The organism is Streptomyces sp. BRA346 (assembly GCF_052851135.1).
In genome coordinates this window covers 34227-53171 of record NZ_JAIWIH010000032.1, presented here as the reverse complement: position 1 = coordinate 53171, position 18945 = coordinate 34227, and the positions used below count along the sequence as shown (strand labels likewise).

The 18945-nt window shown below is 73.0% G+C and carries 17 protein-coding genes; 11 read left to right on the top strand and 6 right to left on the bottom strand.

Annotated elements, in window-relative coordinates:
* Positions 1-16: 16 nt before the first annotated feature.
* Positions 17-742: a VOC family protein gene (locus tag LCH29_RS31540; protein WP_446465105.1), complete on the bottom strand. Its 726-nt coding sequence runs from the start codon at positions 740-742 to the stop codon at positions 17-19.
* 274 nt (positions 743-1016) lie between these two features.
* Between LCH29_RS31540 and LCH29_RS31535 the strand changes: the two genes are divergently transcribed.
* On the top strand, positions 1017-1676 hold the full coding sequence (locus LCH29_RS31535; protein WP_446465104.1) for a TetR/AcrR family transcriptional regulator: 660 nt from the start codon (positions 1017-1019) through the stop codon (positions 1674-1676).
* A gap of 16 nt (positions 1677-1692) precedes the next feature.
* On the opposite strand, the gene LCH29_RS31530 is transcribed toward LCH29_RS31535, so the two are convergent.
* Positions 1693-3174: an LVIVD repeat-containing protein gene (locus LCH29_RS31530; RefSeq protein WP_446465103.1), complete on the bottom strand. Its 1482-nt coding sequence runs from the start codon at positions 3172-3174 to the stop codon at positions 1693-1695.
* A gap of 143 nt (positions 3175-3317) precedes the next feature.
* Between LCH29_RS31530 and LCH29_RS31525 the strand changes: the two genes are divergently transcribed.
* Both LCH29_RS31525 and LCH29_RS31520 read left to right on the top strand, forming a co-directional pair.
* A complete protein-coding gene (locus tag LCH29_RS31525) occupies positions 3318-3989 on the top strand; it encodes a DUF305 domain-containing protein (protein WP_446465102.1) in 672 nt (223 codons plus the stop codon).
* 232 nt (positions 3990-4221) lie between these two features.
* Positions 4222-5565, top strand: coding sequence for an FAD-dependent oxidoreductase (locus LCH29_RS31520; RefSeq protein WP_446465101.1), 1344 nt, complete (start codon positions 4222-4224; stop codon positions 5563-5565).
* A 2-nt stretch (positions 5566-5567) separates the two neighbouring features.
* On the opposite strand, the gene LCH29_RS31515 is transcribed toward LCH29_RS31520, so the two are convergent.
* Complete coding sequence (locus tag LCH29_RS31515; RefSeq protein ID WP_446465100.1) at positions 5568-5939, bottom strand: ArsR/SmtB family transcription factor; 372 nt, start codon at positions 5937-5939, stop codon at positions 5568-5570.
* Positions 5940-6277: 338 nt separating this feature from the next.
* Here LCH29_RS31515 and LCH29_RS31510 point away from each other — a divergent pair, with 338 nt between their 5' ends.
* The 5 genes from LCH29_RS31510 (at position 6278) to LCH29_RS31490 (ending at position 11355) form a co-directional block, all read left to right on the top strand.
* A complete protein-coding gene (locus LCH29_RS31510; RefSeq protein WP_446465099.1) occupies positions 6278-7369 on the top strand; it encodes a WD40/YVTN/BNR-like repeat-containing protein in 1092 nt (363 codons plus the stop codon).
* 58 nt (positions 7370-7427) lie between these two features.
* Entirely contained in the window at positions 7428-8105 is a 678-nt protein-coding gene (locus LCH29_RS31505; RefSeq protein ID WP_446465098.1) for a uracil-DNA glycosylase, read from the top strand.
* A gap of 39 nt (positions 8106-8144) precedes the next feature.
* The gene (locus LCH29_RS31500; protein WP_446465097.1) at positions 8145-9032 is read left to right on the top strand and encodes a phospholipid scramblase-related protein; all 888 of its coding nucleotides are present in this window, start codon (positions 8145-8147) and stop codon (positions 9030-9032) included.
* Positions 9033-9036: 4 nt separating this feature from the next.
* Positions 9037-10164: an N-acetylglucosamine kinase gene (locus tag LCH29_RS31495; protein ID WP_446465096.1), complete on the top strand. Its 1128-nt coding sequence runs from the start codon at positions 9037-9039 to the stop codon at positions 10162-10164.
* Between the two features lie 189 nt (positions 10165-10353).
* Positions 10354-11355: a hypothetical protein gene (locus LCH29_RS31490; protein ID WP_123105724.1), complete on the top strand. Its 1002-nt coding sequence runs from the start codon at positions 10354-10356 to the stop codon at positions 11353-11355.
* A gap of 105 nt (positions 11356-11460) precedes the next feature.
* Here the strand turns inward: LCH29_RS31490 and LCH29_RS31485 are convergent, their stop codons facing one another.
* Positions 11461-12504, bottom strand: a complete 1044-nt coding sequence (locus LCH29_RS31485) for a lactonase family protein (RefSeq protein ID WP_446465095.1) — start codon at positions 12502-12504, stop codon at positions 11461-11463.
* 124 nt (positions 12505-12628) lie between these two features.
* Positions 12629-14107, bottom strand: coding sequence for an FUSC family protein (locus LCH29_RS31480; RefSeq protein WP_446465094.1), 1479 nt, complete (start codon positions 14105-14107; stop codon positions 12629-12631).
* 254 nt (positions 14108-14361) lie between these two features.
* Here LCH29_RS31480 and LCH29_RS31475 point away from each other — a divergent pair, with 254 nt between their 5' ends.
* The 3 genes from LCH29_RS31475 to LCH29_RS31465 all read left to right on the top strand — a co-directional run bounded on the left by LCH29_RS31475 (position 14362) and on the right by LCH29_RS31465 (position 16636).
* Positions 14362-14865, top strand: a complete 504-nt coding sequence (locus LCH29_RS31475) for an Lrp/AsnC family transcriptional regulator (protein ID WP_446465093.1) — start codon at positions 14362-14364, stop codon at positions 14863-14865.
* A 25-nt stretch (positions 14866-14890) separates the two neighbouring features.
* Positions 14891-15580, top strand: a complete 690-nt coding sequence (locus LCH29_RS31470; RefSeq protein ID WP_446465092.1) for an HAD family hydrolase — start codon at positions 14891-14893, stop codon at positions 15578-15580.
* Positions 15581-15673: 93 nt separating this feature from the next.
* Complete coding sequence (locus tag LCH29_RS31465; RefSeq protein ID WP_446465091.1) at positions 15674-16636, top strand: D-alanyl-D-alanine carboxypeptidase family protein; 963 nt, start codon at positions 15674-15676, stop codon at positions 16634-16636.
* 67 nt (positions 16637-16703) lie between these two features.
* Here LCH29_RS31465 and LCH29_RS31460 read toward each other — a convergent pair whose 3' ends face one another.
* A complete protein-coding gene (locus LCH29_RS31460; protein ID WP_446465090.1) occupies positions 16704-18938 on the bottom strand; it encodes a hydantoinase B/oxoprolinase family protein in 2235 nt (744 codons plus the stop codon).
* Positions 18939-18945: the final 7 nt, after the last annotated feature.

Below are 18945 nucleotides of genomic sequence, written 5' to 3'. Positions count from 1 at the left end.
GCGCGCCGCCCGGCTTTCACGGGTCCAGGCGGCGGACCCGGACGCTCAGCCCCTCCGGGCCGCTCACCCTCGCGTCGCGGCGCCCGGCCTCGTCCCGCCAGGTGACGGCGCCCGGGCCGTCGTCGCGGGCGCGGGCGAGGACACCGTCCAGATCCTCGACGGCGACGACGAGTTCCCACCGCGGGACGGCGGCGAGGGGGCCGGATGCGGCGACGAAATCGGCGCGGGCAAGGCGGGCGCCCGTCGTCTCGCGGTAGAAGCGCCGGGCCCGGTCCGGCTCCTCGCACGCCAGGACCATGCGGTGGGGGGCGCCCGCGGTGCGGGGCGGGAACCCCCACCCGCTGAACCGATACGGCTGCCACAGGGAGAAGGCGGCGCCCACCGGGTCGATCAAGGTCGCCATGCGGCCCTGATCGCCCGCGTCGAAGGGAGGGACGACGAGGCGGGCGCCGTGGGCCGTCGCCGCTTCGGTGCGGCGGTCGACGTCGTCGACCGCGAGGTAGTACGCGATGTGCGCGGGGGTTTCCGGTGGGTACACCGGTTGCGCGAGGTCGCTCACGCCGCCGATCCGGTGACCGTCGACGGCTATCACGGTGGCCCGGCGCCAGTCCTCCTCGTCCACCGCGAAGTGCCAGCCCAGTGTCTTCGAGAAGAAGGCGGCGGTGCCGGGCAGATCACGGGTCTTGAGGTCCATCCAGCAGAACGCGTTCACTTCGTCACCACTGGGTTGATGCGTCGTCATGGCAGCATCCTGCCAGCGTGGACCTCCGCTCCCCGCGGAGCGCACCCCTGTGCGGGGGCGACGTGCCTACGGCGAGGACCGACGAGATCAGCCGGTTCAACTTCACCGTCGTGTCGGCGAGCTGACGTCCGCAGGGGAAGGAATCCGCCGGTTCGGACGATCCCCCGCGTCGCCCGAACCGGCGGAGGTTACAAGCCATCCTCGGGAGATCGTCGGACAGCATCCTGCGCCCTGAGTATATTGGCTCGCAGCCAACCAACGCAGGAGTTATAGCTTGTCCCCCCGCAGCCCGTCGGTCAATGAGGAGTTGCGCCGCCGGTCCCAGGCCCGTCTGCTGCAAGCGACGGTGGAACTGGTCGGTGAGCGCGGCTACGAGGCGACGACGCTCGCCGACATCGCCGACCGGGCGGGGGCCGCCCGCGGGCTGGTCTCGTACTACTTCCCGGGCAAGCGCCAGCTGCTCCAGACCGCCGTGCACCGGCTGATGCACGAGGAACTGGCCAAGGCCCTGGAGCGCGAGCCGCGCCCGGAGGGCGAGGGCGCGGGCCGCGAACTGCTGGCGCGCGCGATCGACGCGATCCTGGGGCTCGCCCGGGACCAACCGCGGCTGATGCGGACGCACATGGCGGGGATCCTCACCGCGGAGGGGTTCATCCAGTGCCCGGAGCAGCAGCGGCTGGCCGCCCTGCTGCACGACACGGTGACCCGCTACGGCTCCCGGGACCCGGAGGCCGACTACCGGCTGCTGCGCGCGCTGCTGATGGGCGCGGTGGTCGCGGTGCTGCTGCCGGGGGCGCCGATGGAGCCGGAGCGGCTGCGGACGGAGCTGTTCCAGCGCTATGGGCTGGACTGGGAGCTGGGTGTCCCGCCGGGCGGGGAGCCGCCCGGCGGGGCCCCGGCGAACGATCAACCGGAGAAGGGTCGGACAGGCTGAGCGCTCGGGCGAGCCGTCAGCGGTAGTCCGGCTGCGTCTGGACGTTCAGCTCGCGCAGCCGCACCGACCGGGCGCTGTCCGTGCGCCGGTCGTCGATCTTCAGGACGTCGAAGCCCTTGGTCATGTCGTTCGAGTAGATGTGGCCGTTGTAGTAGTACGCGGACCAGGCGCCGCCGGAGACCAGCGTGTCGGCCGAGATCGGACCGCGTTCGAAGTAGCCGATCTCCTTGGGGCGGTCGGAGTCGGTGAAGTCCCAGATGGACACGCCGCCCTGATACCACGCCTGGACCATGATGTCGCGGCCCTTGGCGGGGATCAGCGAGCCGTTGTGGGCGACGCAGTTCTCGGTGGCGGCCTGGTGGCGCGGGATCTTGTAGTAGCTACGGAACTTCAACTTTCGCTTGTCGCCCTTGCCGACGATGTCGTAGATGCCGTCGGCGCCGCGCGTCGGGCCGGTCGCCTCGTTGCAGGTCGCGGCCCCGCCGCCGCCCAGCTCATCGGTGAACACGACCTTGTTCCCGCGCTCGTTGAAGGTCGCCGAGTGCCAGAAGGCGAAGTTGACGTTGTCCTCGACCCGGTCGATGACCCGTGGCTTGGCGGGGTCGGCGATGTCGAGGAGGATGCCGTCGCCCATGCACGCGCCCGCCGCCAGCTTCAGCTCGGGGAACGTGGTGAGGTCATGGCAGCCGGTGGTCTCGCTGACGCCCGGGTTGGTGGAGCCGCCGGGGTTGCCGCCGTCCGGGAAGAGCACGGGGAAGTCGACGACCGCGGCCTTCTCGGGCGCCTTGCGGGGCACCTTGATGACGGAGATGCCGTCGTGCGGGGGCTGGCAGTCCGGGAACGTCTTGCTCGGGTAGTACGAGGAGACGTAGACGTACACGTTCTTGCGGTCGGGCGCCAGGGTGTGGGTGTGCGAACCGCATGAGGTCTCGACGGCGGCGACGTAGCGCGGGTTGCGCTTGTCGCTGATGTCGAAGACCTTCATGCCCTCCCAGGAGGACTTCTCGGTGGCGGGCTGCGTGGTGCTGTTGCAGGAGTTGTCGCTGCGCGAGGAGTCGGTGGACAGGAAGAGCAGGTTCCCGGAGACCGATACGTCGTTCTGCGCACCGGGGCAGAGCACCTGGCTGACGATCTCCGGGTGCTTCGGGCGGCTGATGTCGTAGATGACGAAGCCGTCGTAGTTGCCCGCGAAGGCGTACTTGCCCTGGAAAGCGAGGTCCGAATTGGTTCCCTTGAGGTCCTGCTTGGGGATGTTGGTGAGGTGACTGACGTTGTCGCTGTGAACGATCGCGTCCACCCGGGGGATCTCGCCGCTCTCGATGGCGGCCCTGGTGCCGGATGCCTGATCCTTCGTCATCCGCTCGTTGTGCGGCGCGTCACCGGGGTCCGGTGTCGCGACCGCGGGGCTCGCCGCCAGCAACGAGACCACCAGGCCAAGCGCGGCCACGGCCGCACCGAGGTATCTGCGCCGCTGCGGGGGTCTTTCCCACGGCTTCACTGCGTCCTCCCTTACGTCCCTGATGCCCGTTCGGAGTTGAACGGTTCATTGGACGACGTGGGCAGTATCGCGCCTCTCATGTACACCACAACAGACGGCAACATGGTCGTAACGGAAAATCCCGACTTCCCCTGGAGGCAACGGTGTTGCACCGGCGTACGAGGCTTCACGCCGCATCCCTCGCGTTCGCGGTGACGGCCGCCGCCGTGATGTTCGCCCTCACCGGCTGTGAGTCGGACGGCGACCGGCAGGACACCGGGAAGGGGAAGGACGGGAAGCCCGCGGTGATCGCCCCGGGGCGGCCGGGCGAGGCGGCGGAGACGCTGTCGGCGGAGGAGGCGGCGAAGGCGGGCGACGACGACTCCCCCAACGCCGCCGACCGCCGTTACGTCGCCATGATGATCGAGCATCATCAGCAGGCCCTGGTCATGACCGACCTCGCCCCCGACCGCGCGCGATCGGCCAAGGTCAGACGGATCGCCGAGCGCATCGCGGCGGCGCAGCGGCCGGAGATCGACGCGATGCGGGGCTGGCAGCGGAGGTCCGGCGGCGGCGCGGCCGACCAGCACCACCACGGCGGGACGGCGGACATGCCCGGCATGGCCACGCCGAAGCAGCTGGACGCGCTGCGCGCCGCCGAGGGGGCCGACTTCGACGCGCTGTTCCTCAAGCTGATGATCGCCCACCACCGGGGCGCGGTCTCCATGGCGACGGATGTGCTGGGCCGGGGCAACAACGTCCGGGTGGAGGAGATGGCCAACGATGTGATCGCTCAGCAGAGCAGCGAGATCCGCCGGATGCAGCGGGTGACGTGAGCGGCCCGCCCAGGCAGCCGGCGTGAGCGGCTCGTCCATGCGTCCCGGGCGGCTCGCCCGGGCGACCTGCCCGGGCGGCTCGCCTGAGCGGGCCTCGTAAGCGGCTTGCGTCGGCGCCTCGCGTGCACCAGGAGCACCTTCCGTCACTCGTCCTCGTCGTCCGGCGCGTAGCGCCGCACACCGCCGCCCGCCGGGTGCGATGCTGGAGACAGCCTGCGGAAGGAGTTCCTCCGTGCTTCGCGTCGCCGTCGTGGGATCCGGGCCGAGCGGCGTTTACGCCGCCCAGGCTCTCGTCCAGCAGCAGGCCGTACCCGAGGTGTCGGTGCATGTGCTGGACCGGCTGCCCTGCCCGTACGGGCTGGTGCGCTACGGCGTCGCGCCCGACCACGAGAAGATCAAGTCGCTCCAGAACACCCTGCGCGCGGTCCTGGAGCACCCGCGGGTCAGCTTCCTGGGCAATGTGCACGTGGGTCCGCCGCCGCTGGTGCCCGAGCGGCTGCTCGGGCTCTACCACGCGGTGGTCTACTGCGTGGGCGCGGCGACCGACCGGCGGCTCGGGGTGCCGGGCGAGGAGCTGCCCGGCAGCTACTCCGCCACCGAGTTCGTCTCCTGGTACAGCGCCCATCCGGACGCCCCCGGCGACGCCTTCGCGCTCGGCGCGCGCTCCGCCGTCGTCGTCGGGGTCGGCAACGTCGCGGTGGACGTGGCCCGCATCCTGGCCCGCGGGGCGGAGGAGCTGCGGCCCACCGACGTGCCCCATCTCGCCCTCGGCGCGCTGGCCGACAGCCGGGTCGCCGATGTGCACGTGGTCGGGCGGCGCGGTCCGTCGCAGGCGAAGTTCACCACCAAGGAGCTGCGCGAGCTGGGCTCGCTGACCGGTGCCGATGTGCTCGTACGCGCCGAGGAGCTGGCGCTGGACCCGGCGTACGGCGACCCCTCGGAGCTGCCCGCGGCCAACCGGCGCAACGTCGAAGTGCTGCGCGACTGGGCGCGGCGCGAGCCCATGGGCCGTCCGCGCCGCATCCATCTGCGCTTCTTCCTGCGGCCCGCGGCACTGCTCGGCGAGGGCGCGGTGCGCGCCGTACGGTTCGAGCGGACCGCGCCGGACGGGCGGGGCGGGGTGGCGGGCACGGGCGTCTTCGAGGACATCGAGGCGCAGCTGGTGCTGCGGTCGGTGGGCTACCGGGGTGTACCGCTGCCCGGGCTGCCGTTCGACGAGCAGCGGGGCACCGTGCCGAACGCGGCGGGGCGGGTGCTGCGCGGCGGGGCGCCCGCGCCCGGTGAGTACGTGGCGGGGTGGATCAAGCGCGGCCCGACCGGGGTGATCGGCACCAACCGTCCGTGCGCCAAGGAGACGGTCGCCTCGCTGCTCGCCGACGCGGACGTCCTGGCGGCGCGGCCGGTGGCCGAGGACCCGCTCGCCGCGCTGCGCACGGCGGGGGTGGAGCCGGTCGAGTGGACGGGGTGGCTGCGGATCGAGGCGGCGGAGGCGACGCTCGGGGAGGCGCTGGGCCGTACGAGGGTGAAGATCCCGGACTGGACGGGCCTGCTGGGCGCGGCCCGCGGGGAGGACTGAACTCAGCGGTGGTCGCCCGCCCGGTCGTCCTGGCGGACGACGGCGGTCAGGACGCTGTCGAGCAGTCCGGGGAACAGCGCGTCCAGGTCCTCCCGGCGCAAAGCGTTCATCTTGGCGGTGCCCCGGTAGATCTGGTGGATCAGGCCGCATTCGCGCAGCACCCGGAAGTGGTGGGTGGTGGTCGACTTGCTGACGGGCAGGTCGAACACCGAACAGGACAGGTCGCAGCCCTCCTCGGCCAGGGTCCGCACGACCCGCAGCCGCATGGGGTCGGACAGCGCGTGCAGCACGTCCTCCAGCCGGATGTCCTCGCGCCGCGGATGCTCCAGCGAACGGCCCGTCCCCTGCGCCTGCGGCGTGGTCTGCGTCTGCACGACTGCTGCTCCTCGTCGCGTCGTTCCGGGACCCACCATCGTACGAAGCTCCTCGTAGTTTGGCAGCCGCCGTACAACGACGGCAGGACGACAACGCGGGCGCGGGCGCGGGCCGCTGGGCCGCCGCCGTCGACGGCGAGCCCGCCACGGCAGTGAACCGGCCGACGACCTGACGCACCCGCTCCCACCTGCGGGAAGCCGCTTCCACGGGCCGTTGTCAGTGGTGGGGTGCAGACTCTGTGATGTCGGACACATCCTGCGTCAGTCTTCTCACCCTCTCCCCTCCCGCTCCCCCTCTCCCCCTCCCCTCTCCCTACGTCCCAAGGAGTGAGTCCGTCATGGACGATGTTCTGCTCGCCGTCGGCACCCGCAAGGGTCTCTTCCTCGGCCGCCGCCGCCCAGGCCCGGGCTGGGATTTCACCGGGCCGCACTTCCCCATGCAGGCGGTGTACTCCGTCGGCATCGACACCCGACGCTCCGGCACGCCGCGGCTGCTGGCCGGAGCGGACAGCTCCCACTGGGGCCCGTCGGTCTTCCGCTCCGACGACCTCGGGGAGAGCTGGCACGAACCCGCCCGCCCGGCGGTGCGGTTCCCGGAGGGGACCGACACGTCGCTGGAGCGGGTGTGGCAGCTGCACCCGGCCGGGCCCGCCGCGCCCGACGTGGTCTACGCGGGCACCCAGCCGGGCGCGCTGTTCCGCTCCGAGGACGGCGGCGAGACCTTCGAGTTCGTCCGGAGCCTGTGGGACCACCCGCAGCGGCCCGAGTGGGGCGCGGGGTTCGGCGGCCAGGCGGTGCACACGGTGGTCACCGATCCGCGGGACGCCGACGCGGTGACGGTGGCCGTCTCGTCCGGCGGGGTGTACCGGTCGGTGGACGGCGGGGCGAGCTGGGCGCCGTCGAACAGCGGGCTCAGGGCGGAGTTCCTGCCCGATCAGTACCCCGAGTTCGGGCAGTGCGTGCACAAGATCGCACAGGACGCGACCGACCCTGACCGGCTGTATCTCCAGAACCACGGCGGGGTGTACCGCAGCGACGACCGCGGGGCGCACTGGCAGGAGATCGGCAAGGGGCTGCCCGCCGACTTCGGGTTCGCGATCGCCGCCCATCCGCGGCGCGGCGGAGTCGCCTACCTCTTCCCGGTGTCTGACGGCTCGGACCGCTATCCGCCGGAGTACCGCTGCCGGGTCTTCCGCACCGAGGACGCGGGCGCGTCCTGGGAGGAGCGGTCCACCGGGCTGCCGGGCGAGCCGCACTACGGGGTGGTGCTGCGGGACGCGCTGCGTACGGATGACGCGGACCCGGTCGGGGTGTACTTCGGCAATCGCAACGGGGAGGTGTACGCGAGCGCGGACGAGGGCGAGAGCTGGCAGCAGATCGCCCGGTACCTTCCCGATGTGCTCTGCGTACGAGCGGCGGTGATCGGATGAGGCCGTGACCGGGTGAGGCGGCACGCGGCCACGCGCTGAGCCACTAGAGTGACGCGGTGTGGCTGCACGACCGTTGAACGAGATTGTGGAACCGGGCTGGGCCAAGGCACTTGAGCCCGTGGAGGAGCGCATCGCGGCGATGGGCGACTTCCTGCGGGCCGAGATCGCGGCGGGCCGTACCTATCTGCCCGCCGGACCGAATGTGCTGCGCGCCTTCCAGCAGCCCTTCGACGAGGTGAAGGTCCTCATCGTGGGTCAGGATCCGTATCCGACGCCCGGTCATGCGGTGGGCCTGAGCTTCTCGGTGGCGCCGGAGGTGCGGCCGCTGCCAGGCAGCCTGGAGAACATCTACCGCGAGCTGCACACCGACCTCGGTCTGCCCCGCCCGTCCAACGGCGATCTCACGCCCTGGACCGGGCAGGGCGTGCTGCTGCTCAACAAGGCGCTCACCACGGCGCCGCGCCGCCCCGCGGCCCACCGCGGCAAGGGCTGGGAGGAGGTCACCGAGCAGGCCATCCGGGCGCTCGCCGCGCGCGGCCGTCCGCTGGTGTCCATCCTGTGGGGCCGCGACGCGCGCAACGTCCGTCCGCTGCTCGGGCCGCTTCCCTCGGTCGAGTCCGCGCACCCCTCCCCCATGTCGGCCGACCGGGGATTCTTCGGTTCGCGCCCATTCAGCCGGGCCAACGACCTGCTCGTACAGCAGGGAGCGCAACCCGTCGACTGGCGCCTTCCCTGAGCGCTTCTTTCCAGGTGGGCGAGGGGTAGTCTGCCCGCCATGACGACTCATCCGAACACCCCTGCGGGCTGGTACGCCGACCCGCAGGGCACCCCCAACCAGCTGCGCTGGTGGGACGGCGCCCAGTGGACCGAGCACACCCACCCGGGGCAGCAGCCCGCACATCCCGGACAGCAGCAGGGACACCCGGGGCAGCAGCCCGGCCACCCCGGGCAGCAGCAGGGTCACCTCCCGCCGCATCAGGCCGCCCAGCCGCACCCCAACCCGGCCAAGGTCCAGCACCAGGTGCAGCAGCAGGCGCACGTCGCCCCGGGCGCGGGCGGCGGCGGCACGCTGTTCACCGAGCCGGTGCTGGTGGTGAACCAGAAGGCCAAGCTGATCGAGCTGACCAATGAGTACGGCGTCTTCGACCAGCACGGCCGGTCCGTCGGGTCGGTGGTCCAGGTCGGTCAGAGCACGCTCAAGAAGGTCGCGCGGTTCGTGTCGAGCCTCGACCAGTTCATGACGCACAAGCTGGAGATCCGGGACGCGGCCGGGCAGCCGCATCTGGTGCTCACCCGGCCCGCCAAGTTCATCAAGTCCAAGGTGCTGGTGGAGCGCCCGGACGGCCAGCCGGTCGGCGAGATCGTCCAGCAGAACGCCATCGGCAAGATCAACTTCGGGATACAGGTCAACGGCCAGCAGATCGGCGCCATCAAGGCGGAGAACTGGCGCGCCTGGAACTTCGCCATCGTCGACCACACCGACACCGAGATCGCCCGGATCACCAAGACCTGGGAAGGTCTGGCGAAGACCATGTTCACGACGGCGGACAACTACGTCCTCCAGATCCACCGTCAGCTTCCCGACCCGCTGCTGAGCCTCGTGGTGGCCACCGCTCTGACCGTGGACACCGCGCTCAAGCAGGACTCACGCGGGTTCGGCTGAGCCGGTGGACGATGCGACACATGTGCTCGGGATCGACTCGGGCGGATCGGGCGTACGGGTGGCCGTGGCGCGCGCCGAACCCCAGCTCGGCGGCGCCGCAGAGACGCCGCTGACCTGGGCCTCGGCCACCCCCGCCGGGATCGGCGACCGGGGCATCGACGCGGCCGGGCTGCTGGAACGGGTGCTGCCCGCCGCCCATGAGCTGCTGCGCCGGGCCGGGGCGCGGCGCCCGGCGGCCGTCTGCGTGGGCGCCGCGGGGATGGCCTCCCTCGGCGACGATCTGCGGGCGACGCTGCCGGGCGCGCTCGCGGAGGAGTTCGGGGTACGCCGCCTCGCGCTCGCCGCGGACGCGGTGACCGGCTATGCCGGGGCGCTCGGCCAGCGGCCCGGCGCGGTGGTTGCCGCGGGCACCGGCCTGATCGCGCTGGGCGCGGTGCCGCTGCCGGTGCCGGTGGCCCCGCCCGGGGGCGCGGCGCGTGACCGCCCGGGCGGCCCGGACCGCCCCGGCGACGGCACGCCCGGAGACCGTACGGCCGGGGAACGGACGCCGGACGACCGTACATCCGGGGGCCATGCGCCCGGGTGGCGGCGGGCCGACGGCTGGGGGCATCTGCTGGGCGACTGCGGCGGCGGGGCGTGGATCGGGCGGGCCGGTCTGGAGGCCGCGATGCGCGCGTACGACGGGCGCGAGGGCGGCTCGCGGCCGCTGCTGGCCCGGCTGGAAGCGGTCTTCGGCCCGGCCGCCGAACTGCCGGGCACGCTCTATCCGCGGCCCGACCGGCCCGCCGTACTGGCCTCCTTCGCACCCGAGGTCGGCCGGTGCGCCGCCGCGGGCGATCCGGTCGCGGAGACGGTCCTGCGGGACGCCGCCCGCCACATCGCCCAGGCCGCGGAGGCGGTCTGCCCCCGGCTGGAGTCCGGTGAGGTCGCGCTGACCGGCGGCCTCTTCCGCATGGGCGCACCCCTGCTGACGCCCCTGCGTGCCGAGTTGGCCGCACGACTGCCGGGGGTCCGGGTCACCGAGGCGGCCGGGGACCCGCTGGACGGCGCCCTGCGCATCGCGGCGGCGCTCGCCGCCGGGGAGCTGCGGCTGCCGCTGGACGCCGGGCTGCTGAGCGTCGTCACCACATGAGGTGACGACGGCCACGACCGATAGCCGGAACGGCGGCTCCGGATGACGAACACCCTATCGGCTGTACGAGCAGCTCTGTTCGCCCACCGCACAGCAACGAACAGCAAGGCTCGGCAAAAGGGGACAGAAAACGCCCAGTCGCCCCCCTCCCGAACAGCCAACCCTATAGAGCGACTAACATGCGGCGCCATGAGCTCCCCCACAGGGCCCGCGTCCGGCCTGCCAGTACGAATGCCGCGTCCCCGCCAGTCCGGACGGCACCGCCGCCCGGAGCCCGCGGCCGCACCCGTGGGCGCACCGCCGCTGGTGCTGGCCGTTCCGGGGACCCCTGAACCCGCCACCCGGGGTCTGGCCGAGGAGATCGTGAGCATCGCCCGCTCCGAGCTGCCCGGCCTCGACGCCCAGGTCGGCTATGTGGACGTGGAAGGCGAGAACGAGGAGTTCCCGCAGCTGGAGGCCGTGCTCGCGCGGGCCGCCCAGGACCGCACCGAGCGGCTGCGCCAGGCGCGGGAGGCCGCCAAGGCCACCGCCGCCGCCACCGCGGAGGCGATCGCCGCGGCCGAGGCCGCGGGCGAGGAGATCCCGGAGATGCCTCCGCCGCCGCCCGTCCCGACCGACGGCCCGTCGGCCGTGGTGGTCCCGCTGCTCGCGGGCCCCGACAACGCGCTGCTGCGCCGGATACGCCAGGCCGTCGTGCACAGCGGCTCCGCCGCCGACCTCACCGACGTCCTCGGCCCGCACCCGCTGCTCGCGGAGGGTCTGCACGTCCGGCTGTCGGAAGCGGGCCTCGCCCGTGCCGACCGGGCCCGCCTCTTCACCGTGGCGACCGCCGCGGACGGCATCATCCTGGCCACCGTGGGCGGCGGCGAGGCGGCCGACGCCGGTGGGATCACCGGCATGCTGCTCTCCGCGCGCCTCGCAGTGCCGGTGATGGCCGCCGCGCTGGACGAGGACGGGGCCGTGGTCCGCGTCGCCGAGCAGCTGCGCTCCGCCGGTTCGGCCCGGCTCGCGCTCGCGCCGTACCTCATCGGCCCGGAGGTGTCCTCCGAGCTGACCAAGGCGGCCGCCGAGGAGGCGGGCTGCGCCGCGGCCGAGGCGCTGGGCGCGTACCCGGCCGTGGGCAAGCTGGTCCTGGCGAAGTACGCGGCGGCGCTGGGCATCACGCTTCCGGCGTCCTCGGGACTGCGCTGAATCGTCCCTCCAGCCGAAAACAGCCGAAGGGCCCGCGCCGCGCGGGGCATACCGTCCCGCGCGCGGCCCGCGCCCTGCGGTCCCCCCTCCAGGCGCCCATGGCGGTCAGCCGAAGATCACGCAGGACGCCGCCGGCACCTCGAGCGAACCGTCCCGACTCGGCACCCCCGTGGTGGGGTCGAGGGTGAACCAGGTGACCTCGCCCGAGCGTTCGTTCGCGACGTAGAGACGGCTGCCCGAGGGGTCGAGGGCCAGGTCACGCGGCCAGTGGCCGCCGCAGGGTGTGGTGGTGACCAGCTCCATCCGGTCGCCCGGGGTGTCGAGGGCGAGCGTCGCGACGCTGTCGTGGCCGCGGCTTGCGACCCAGACGAAGCGGCCGTCCGGGGAGACCGCCGCCTCGGAGGGGAAGGTGGCGGTGTCCGTACCGGGCGGGACGACGCGGGTCTCGCCGAGCGGTGCGAGGGTGCCGGACGCCGCGTCCCAACGGCACACCGTGACCGTCGGGTCCAGCTCGTTGACCACGTACGCGCAGTCGCCGCGCGGGTGGAACGCCAGATGGCGCGGACCGCTCCCCGCCCGCAGCCGGACCTTCCGGTGCGCCCGCGGCCCGGCGGGCTCGTACACCCACACGGCGTCGGCGCCGAGGTCGACGCTCAGCAGCCAGCCGCCGGACGGGTCGGGCAGCACCTGGTGGGCGTGCGGTTCGCCCTGCCGCTCGCGGTTCGGGCCGCTGCCCTCGTGCCGCAGCACCGCCGTCGGCTGCCCGAGCCCGCCGTCGTCGCCGACGGGCAGCGCGCTGACGGTGCCGGAGCCGTAGTTGGCGGTGAGCAGATACCCGGCGGCGAGCGCGAGATGGGTGGGTGCCGCGCCGTGGACGGGCACGGGGGCGCCGAGGAGGGTGAGCGGGCGGGCGGGGTCGTCGCCGGTCCGGAAGGCGGCGGCCGCGCCGTCCTCCGTCTCGCTCACTGCGTAGAGGACGTCCCCGCCGGATGAGAGCGCGAGATACGAGGGGTTGGCGACCTCGTCCGTGGTGTACCGCGGGGTCAGCGCGCCCGTGTCGCGGTCGACGTCCGCGACGGTGATCCCGGCTCCGCCCGCCTCGGTGAACGACCCGATGTACGCCCTGTACGCCCGTTGCTCCGTGGTCACCGTGCTGCCTCTCCAGCGGTTCCGCTTGCGGCCGACGCTAACAGCCCGGTCCGGACCAGGACCGTGGAATGCCCGATTCCCTGCATGACGTGCCGTCAGCGCGCCCCGGTTGGAGGAACCTTCCTCAGGCGCGCAGCGGGTCCGCGAGGCCCGTCAGGGCGGCCTCCAGGTCGTGCAGATGGGCCAGGGCGCGGTCGGTGGCCGGGTGGGGCGGCGGACCGGCGGCGGGTGCGGGGGCGGCGGCGGACGGGGGGACGGGGGCGGTCAGGCGGCTCACCGCCGCCTCGACCCGCGCGCACGCCGCGGTCAGGCGGACGTCGTGGGACGCGACCGGGTCGGCGGCGAGCGCGGCGAGACCGCGCGCCTGGCGGGCGCAGTCGTCGAGCGCCAGCATGACCTGCCGGGCGCGGGCCCGCCGGGCGCGCAGCGGGCTGAGCGGGTGCAGCAGCGGGGCGATCGACATCCGCAGGCCCCGCAGCGCCGCCTCCAGCTCGGCGACGTGCGGCGCGGGGTCCGCGGCCGGGTCGCCCGCGAGCCGCCGCGCGGCGTCGGCGGCGCAGCGCCGTACGGACTCCAGGGCGCGCCGGATCCACGCGTCGGTCGCGGCGTGGGTGGTGACCGGGAGTACGAGGGCCACGGCCAGTCCCGCCCCGGCCGCGCCGATGGCGGTCTGCTCCAGGCGCAGCGCGAGCAGCCCGGGATGCAGCACGCCGAGCAGGCCGTACAGCAGCCCGGCCATCAGCGTCACGAAGAACACCATCCAGCTGTACGACAGCGGCGCGGTGTAGAAGATCCCGAAGACGCAGGCGGCGACGAGGACGGCGGTGGGCGCCGGGGCGCCGTGCAGCGGTACGGCGACGGCGAGCCCGGCCGCGATGCCGCTGACAGTGCCGACGACCCGGCGGAAGCCGCGTACCAGCGTCTCGCCGCGCGAGGCGGTGTTGACGAAGATCCACCAGGCGGTGCCGACGGCCCAGTACCACCGCTCGCCGGAGAGGGCCTGGCCGGCGGCGAGCGCGAACGCGCAGGCTGCGGCCGCCTGGAAGGCCTGCCGCGTGGCGGGCCGGGCCAGGCCCGCTCCACCCGGCGGCGCGGGCGCGGCGGCGGGCGCCCCGGGCGTACGCCGCTCGATGCACCACACGCCGAACCGTACGAACGCGGCGACCGCCAGGCCCAGGGGCACCGCGACGGCCAGCACGGGCAGTTGCCGCGGTCCCGCCTCCAGGAACTGCGCCGCGAAGAACATCATGAACGCGAAGATGCCGAGCGCGTTGCCGCGCGGCCCCCACCGCCGGGCCGCGACACCGCAGAAGACCACCGCGAGGAAGGCGGCGTCGCGGCCGAGCGGAACCCGGTGCAGTGCGACGGCCAGCGCCAGCACCGGGAGGCCGACGGCCGGGAGCAGCGCGGTGGTGACGGCCTGGCGCCGGGGCGTCGGGTCCGCCACCGTGAACAGCGCGAGGAGCGCCGCGAGCCCGCCCACGACCGCGGCGGACAGCGGCAGCCCGGCCCACGCCACCGCGGCGACCGCCGAGCCGACGCCGAGCACGGCCCGCGCCGAGATCCGCAGCCGCCGCAGCCCCGGGTCCGGAGCCGTGAACATGGTCGCGCACGGCCTCACCGCCGTCTGGAACTCCCGCAGCACCCCTGTGTCCCTTTCACGTCCGACGGCCGGGCATGACAAAGGCGCTGCGGGGACCCGGATGCGGCTTCCTTGCCGTCCGGCGCAGCCCAGCGCAACGCCATCTGCCTCCAAGAGAAGCACCCCGCCGCCATCGGCTCAAGCGATCACTGTTTCGCTGGGCCATTGGTACAGTCGCCCGTCGAGGAAACCGACCACGAGGGAGCCGATGGCCCATGCCCGCACCGGTGGACGCGGTGGACGCGCTCGACGCGAAGATCCTGCGGCTGCTGCTGGAGCAGCCGCGCACCAGCGTGCGCGAGTACGCCCGGATCCTGGGCGTCGCGCGCGGCACCGTGCAGGCGCGGCTGGACCGGCTGGAGCGGGACGGCGTGATCACGGGCTACGGCCCTTCGCTCTCCCCCGCCGCCCTCGGCCACCCGGTGCTGGCCTTCGTGCACATCGAGGTCACGCAGGGGCATCTGGACGACGTGGGGGACGCGCTGGCCACCGTCCCGGAGATCATCGAGGTGTTCTCGACCACCGGCGTGGGTGATCTGCTGACCCGGGTCGTGGCGCGGGACAACGGGCATCTGGAGGACGTCGTGCAGCGGGTGATCCGGCTGCCGGGGGTGGTCCGCACCCGCACCGAGATGGTGCTCAGGGAGCGGGTGCGCCATCGGATGCTGCCGCTGGTCGACGCCGTGGGGCAGACCGCGGGAACCCCCCGTCGGCCTTGATCACGTACTTGGCATGCTGGTCCGTATGAGCATCCGGCGCACCCCTTCCGTGATCTTCGACCTCGACGGCACGCTCGTGGACAGCGAGCCCAACTACTACGAGGCGGGCCGGCGCACCCTCGCGCAGTACGGCGTCACCGGCTTCAGCTGGGAGGAGCACACCCAGTTCATCGGGATCGGCACCCGCGAGACCCTGGAGACCCTGCGCGCGCGGTACGCGCTCGACGCGCCGGTGGACGAGCTGCTCGCCGTCAAGAACGGCCACTACCTGGAACTGGTCCGCACCTCCACCACCGTCTTCCCCGAGATGCGGGCGTTCGCCGAGCGGCTGCACTCCGCCGGGCATCCGATCGCCGTCGCGTCCGGCTCCTCGCGGCCCGCGATCGAGGCGGCGCTGACCGCCACCGGTCTGGACGCGCTGCTGCCGCTCTACGTCTCCGCCGAGGACATCGGGCGCGGCAAGCCCGAGCCGGACGTCTTCCTGGCGGCCGCGCGGCTGCTGGCCACCGATCCGGCCGACTGTGTGGTGATCGAGGACGCCGGGCCGGGGGTGGAGGCGGCGCGGCGGGCCGGGATGCGCTGCGTCGCCGTCCCGTACGACGAGCACGCCGCCGGGGACGGATCGGCGTACGACCACGCCGGGATGATCTTCCGGGGCGGGCAGCGGGAGTTCGACGCGCGGGCGGCCTACGACTGGGTGACGTCCGGCAGTTGAGACCTGACAGATATTGAGACCCGACACATCATCATTTCTCGCCCGGTGAGAGGATGCCAGCGCCCATCCATCATCCGAGGAGAGCGAGGGCGTATGGGAAGACATGGGGGTAACGCGGTCCGCCGCTGGGGAGCGGCGGTCATCGCGTCCACGGCGGCACTCGCGGTCGCCGCACCGGTGGCGAGCGCGCAGGCGGCTCCGGCCGCCGCACCGGCCGCACGGGCCGCCGCCGGACCGTCCGGCATCGCCGCCAAGGGCGCCTATCTGCTCGACAACAGCGCGAACAAGAAGCTGTGGAGCAAGAGCCCGGACACCAAGCGCCAGATGGCGAGCATCACCAAGCTCATGACGGCCGTCGTGGTGCTCGACACCCGGGGGGTGAACCTCAACAAGAAGGTCACCGTCAAGAAGGCGTACCTGGACTACATCAGGACCAGTGGCGGCAGCGCCGCCGACCTGAAGCAGGGGGACAAGCTCACGGTCAAGCAGCTGCTGTACGGCATGCTGCTGCCGTCCGGCTGTGACGCCGCGATGGCCCTCGCCGACACCTTCGGCAGCGGGAGTACCACGGCGAAGCGCACCACGTCGTTCATCTCCAAGATGAACAAGAAGGCGGACGCGCTGGGGATGACCAAGACCCAGTACGACTCCTTCGACGGCATCTCCACGCACGGCGCCAACTACACGACCGCCCGTGACCTGGCGAAGCTGGCGCGGCACGCGCTCGGCAACGCCACGCTGCGTACGGTGGTCAAGTCGGTCGGGACCGAGCAGAAGGCCCCGGCGGCCAACGGCCGGACCCGGACCTACTACTGGAACAGCAGCAACAAGCTGCTTGGCTCGTACGACGGCGCCATCGGCATCAAGACCGGTACCGGCACCGCCGCCGGCAAGTGCATCGTGTTCGCCGCAAAGCGGAACGGCCGGACGGTCGTCGGGGTCCTCCTCGGCGACAGCAAGCGGTACCCGGACGCGAAGAAGATGCTCGACTGGGCGTTCCACACTCGCACCGCGGTGACGTGGCGCCGGCTTCCCGCGGGCACCCCGCAGGACTGATCACCCGCACCGCCCGGTGCCCCGGCCGGAATCCCTTCCGGCCGGGCACCCGCGTCCCGCGATCCGCTCAGGCGCGTGCCGCGAAGTCGCGCCAGGGCTTGCCCGCGACCGGCTCGGTGTCGACCCACAGGGACGTCACACAGTGCGGGCAGACGTAGGCGACGACGGTGAGCGCGTCGTGGACGCGGACGTCCCGGCCCAGGTCGTCCGGGCCGAGCGCCACCCGGCCGGCAAGCCCTTCCCAGCCGCCGGACAGGCTGCCGAGTCCGGCTCCGCAGTGGCGGCACGCGGCGGACGGCCCGCCGGGGCCGGGGGACGTCCTGAGGGCGCTGCCCCAGATCCCGGAGGGCTCCCCCGTGACCGTACGGATCCCCGCCGCCGCGGGCGCCCCGGCGGCCGGGGCGGTCATGCGGGCCCGGCGGTCCTCGCGGATCCGCTCCCGGCGGGCCGCCGTCGCGGGCTCGTCCACACCGCCGTCCGGGGTCAGGGCGACTCCGTACAGCCGGGCGGCGGACTCCGGGGTCACCGCGTGGCGTTCGACGTCGGCGGCCACCCGGGCGGGGTCGCGCAGCAGCGGGTCGCCGTAGCCGCCGCCATTCTGGACGGTGCACTCGAAGACGTCGCCGTGGGCGATGCGGGCCGCCGGGGAGACGCCGGGCAGCGTTTCATGGCTGCCGTCGAGTTCGGCGAGCCGGGTGATGGGCTGTCCGGATGCCAGCCGGTCCAGCGGCGCCGCGGAGGTGACGCGCTCGAAGCGGGCGCACGAGCCGGGCAGGCCGCCGAAGAGGCCGGTGCGGTTGGGCAGCGAGACGCCGTGGGTGCCCAGGACCCCGGTCACCTCCGGGGTGTCGATCGGGGTGAGGGCGAACTGGATGCCGTTGCCGCCGCGGTAGGTGCCCGCGCCGCCGGAGTCGGGGACCTGACGGCGCCACAGGTACATCAGCGGGTGCCGCATCTCCTGCTGTTCGACGTCGGTCGCGCCGCCACCGAGGATGACCATGGCGCCGCCCGCGTCCACGCCGTCGCGGAAGGAGAAGGCGGGCCCGCCCCACATCAGCGAGTCCATGTACATGGAGGCGAACGGCTGCCCGTGCTGGTCGGCGCCGCCGAACTGGCTCAGCTGCCAGGATCCGTCGCTCGGGCCGAAGGCGAAGCTCTCGTAGCGCTCGGAGAAGCTGAGCATCTTGGCGATCGCGCCGCCCGCGGAGCAGGTCGCCGTCCAGTTGGCGCCCGCCGCGCCGCCGCTGACGGGCATCGGCTCGACGGCGGTGACACACAGCCCGTCGGGCGCCTTGACCTCGACCGGGCGCATGATGCCGTGGTTCCAGGGGATCTCCGAGCCGAACGTGCACAGCATGAGCGTGGCCACGGCGCCGAGCAGCCCGCCGCGGGTGGTCATGCCGTACGCGGGGCTCTGCGGGCTGGAGCCGGAGAAGTCGAAGACCAGCCGGTCGCCGGTCTTCTCCATCCGGCAGGGGACCTCCAGCAGTTCGATGCCCTGGTCGCCGTCGTTCCCCGATCCGTCCGGGCGGTCCAGGTACGAGGTGTGCTCGTACACCCCGTCCGGCAGCTCCTCCAGCATGGCCCGCAGATCGGCCTCGCTGTGGTCGAGGGTGCGTTCCATGGTGGTGCGCACCTGGTCGCCGCCGTAGCGGTCGCACAGCTCGTGGAAGCGGCGCTCGGCGACGCGCAGCCCGGCGAGGAAGGCGCGGAAGTCGTTGGCGACCGTGCCGGCCATGCGGGAGTTGGCGACGATGGTGTCCCACAGCTCCTGGTTGACGGTGCCCTTGCGGACGATCCGGCCCGGCGGGATCCGGATGCCCTCCTGGTACACGTCGGTGGCGGTGGTGCACCAGCTGCCCGGGTCCATGCCGCCGAGGTCGACCTGGTGGGCCATGCAGCCGAGCCAGGCGACCAGTTCGCCGTCCCGGAAGACCGGGCTGCAGAACTGCACGTCGTTCTGGTGCATCGCGGCGATGTAGGGGTCGTTGATGATGAAGACGTCACCGGGCTCGATGTCGTCGTACCGGCGCTGGAACTCCTCGATCGCCATCGCGCCCGTGTAGACCGGGGTCAGCAGATAGGTGCCGATGACGGCCATCTCGCCGGAGGCCGTGTAGATGCCGAAGTTGTAGTCGGTGGCGTGGACGACCGGGGAGCCGGAGACGTGCTCGACGGTGGTGGCGCCCTCGGCGTTGATGGACCAGAGCTTGTGCCGGATCACCTCGTGGGTGACGGGGTCGGCCGTCCCGTTCGCAGCCGTCCCGTTCGCGGCCGCGGTCGTGCGTGCGGCGGTGTTCATCGTTGCT

Excerpts from the sequence above, each read along its gene's own strand:
- LCH29_RS31470 (WP_446465092.1), top strand. The coding sequence starts at position 14,891 with ATGAGCATCCGGCGCACCCCTTCCGTGATCTTCGACCTCGACGGCACG.
- LCH29_RS31500 (WP_446465097.1), top strand. The coding sequence starts at position 8,145 with ATGACGACTCATCCGAACACCCCTGCGGGCTGGTACGCCGACCCGCAG.
- LCH29_RS31490 (WP_123105724.1), top strand. The coding sequence starts at position 10,354 with ATGAGCTCCCCCACAGGGCCCGCGTCCGGCCTGCCAGTACGAATGCCG.
- LCH29_RS31480 (WP_446465094.1), bottom strand. The coding sequence starts at position 14,107 with ATGTTCACGGCTCCGGACCCGGGGCTGCGGCGGCTGCGGATCTCGGCG.
- LCH29_RS31475 (WP_446465093.1), top strand. The coding sequence starts at position 14,362 with ATGCCCGCACCGGTGGACGCGGTGGACGCGCTCGACGCGAAGATCCTG.
- LCH29_RS31510 (WP_446465099.1), top strand. The coding sequence starts at position 6,278 with ATGGACGATGTTCTGCTCGCCGTCGGCACCCGCAAGGGTCTCTTCCTC.
- LCH29_RS31465 (WP_446465091.1), top strand. The coding sequence starts at position 15,674 with ATGGGAAGACATGGGGGTAACGCGGTCCGCCGCTGGGGAGCGGCGGTC.
- LCH29_RS31540 (WP_446465105.1), bottom strand. The coding sequence starts at position 742 with ATGACGACGCATCAACCCAGTGGTGACGAAGTGAACGCGTTCTGCTGG.
- LCH29_RS31460 (WP_446465090.1), bottom strand. The coding sequence starts at position 18,938 with ATGAACACCGCCGCACGCACGACCGCGGCCGCGAACGGGACGGCTGCG.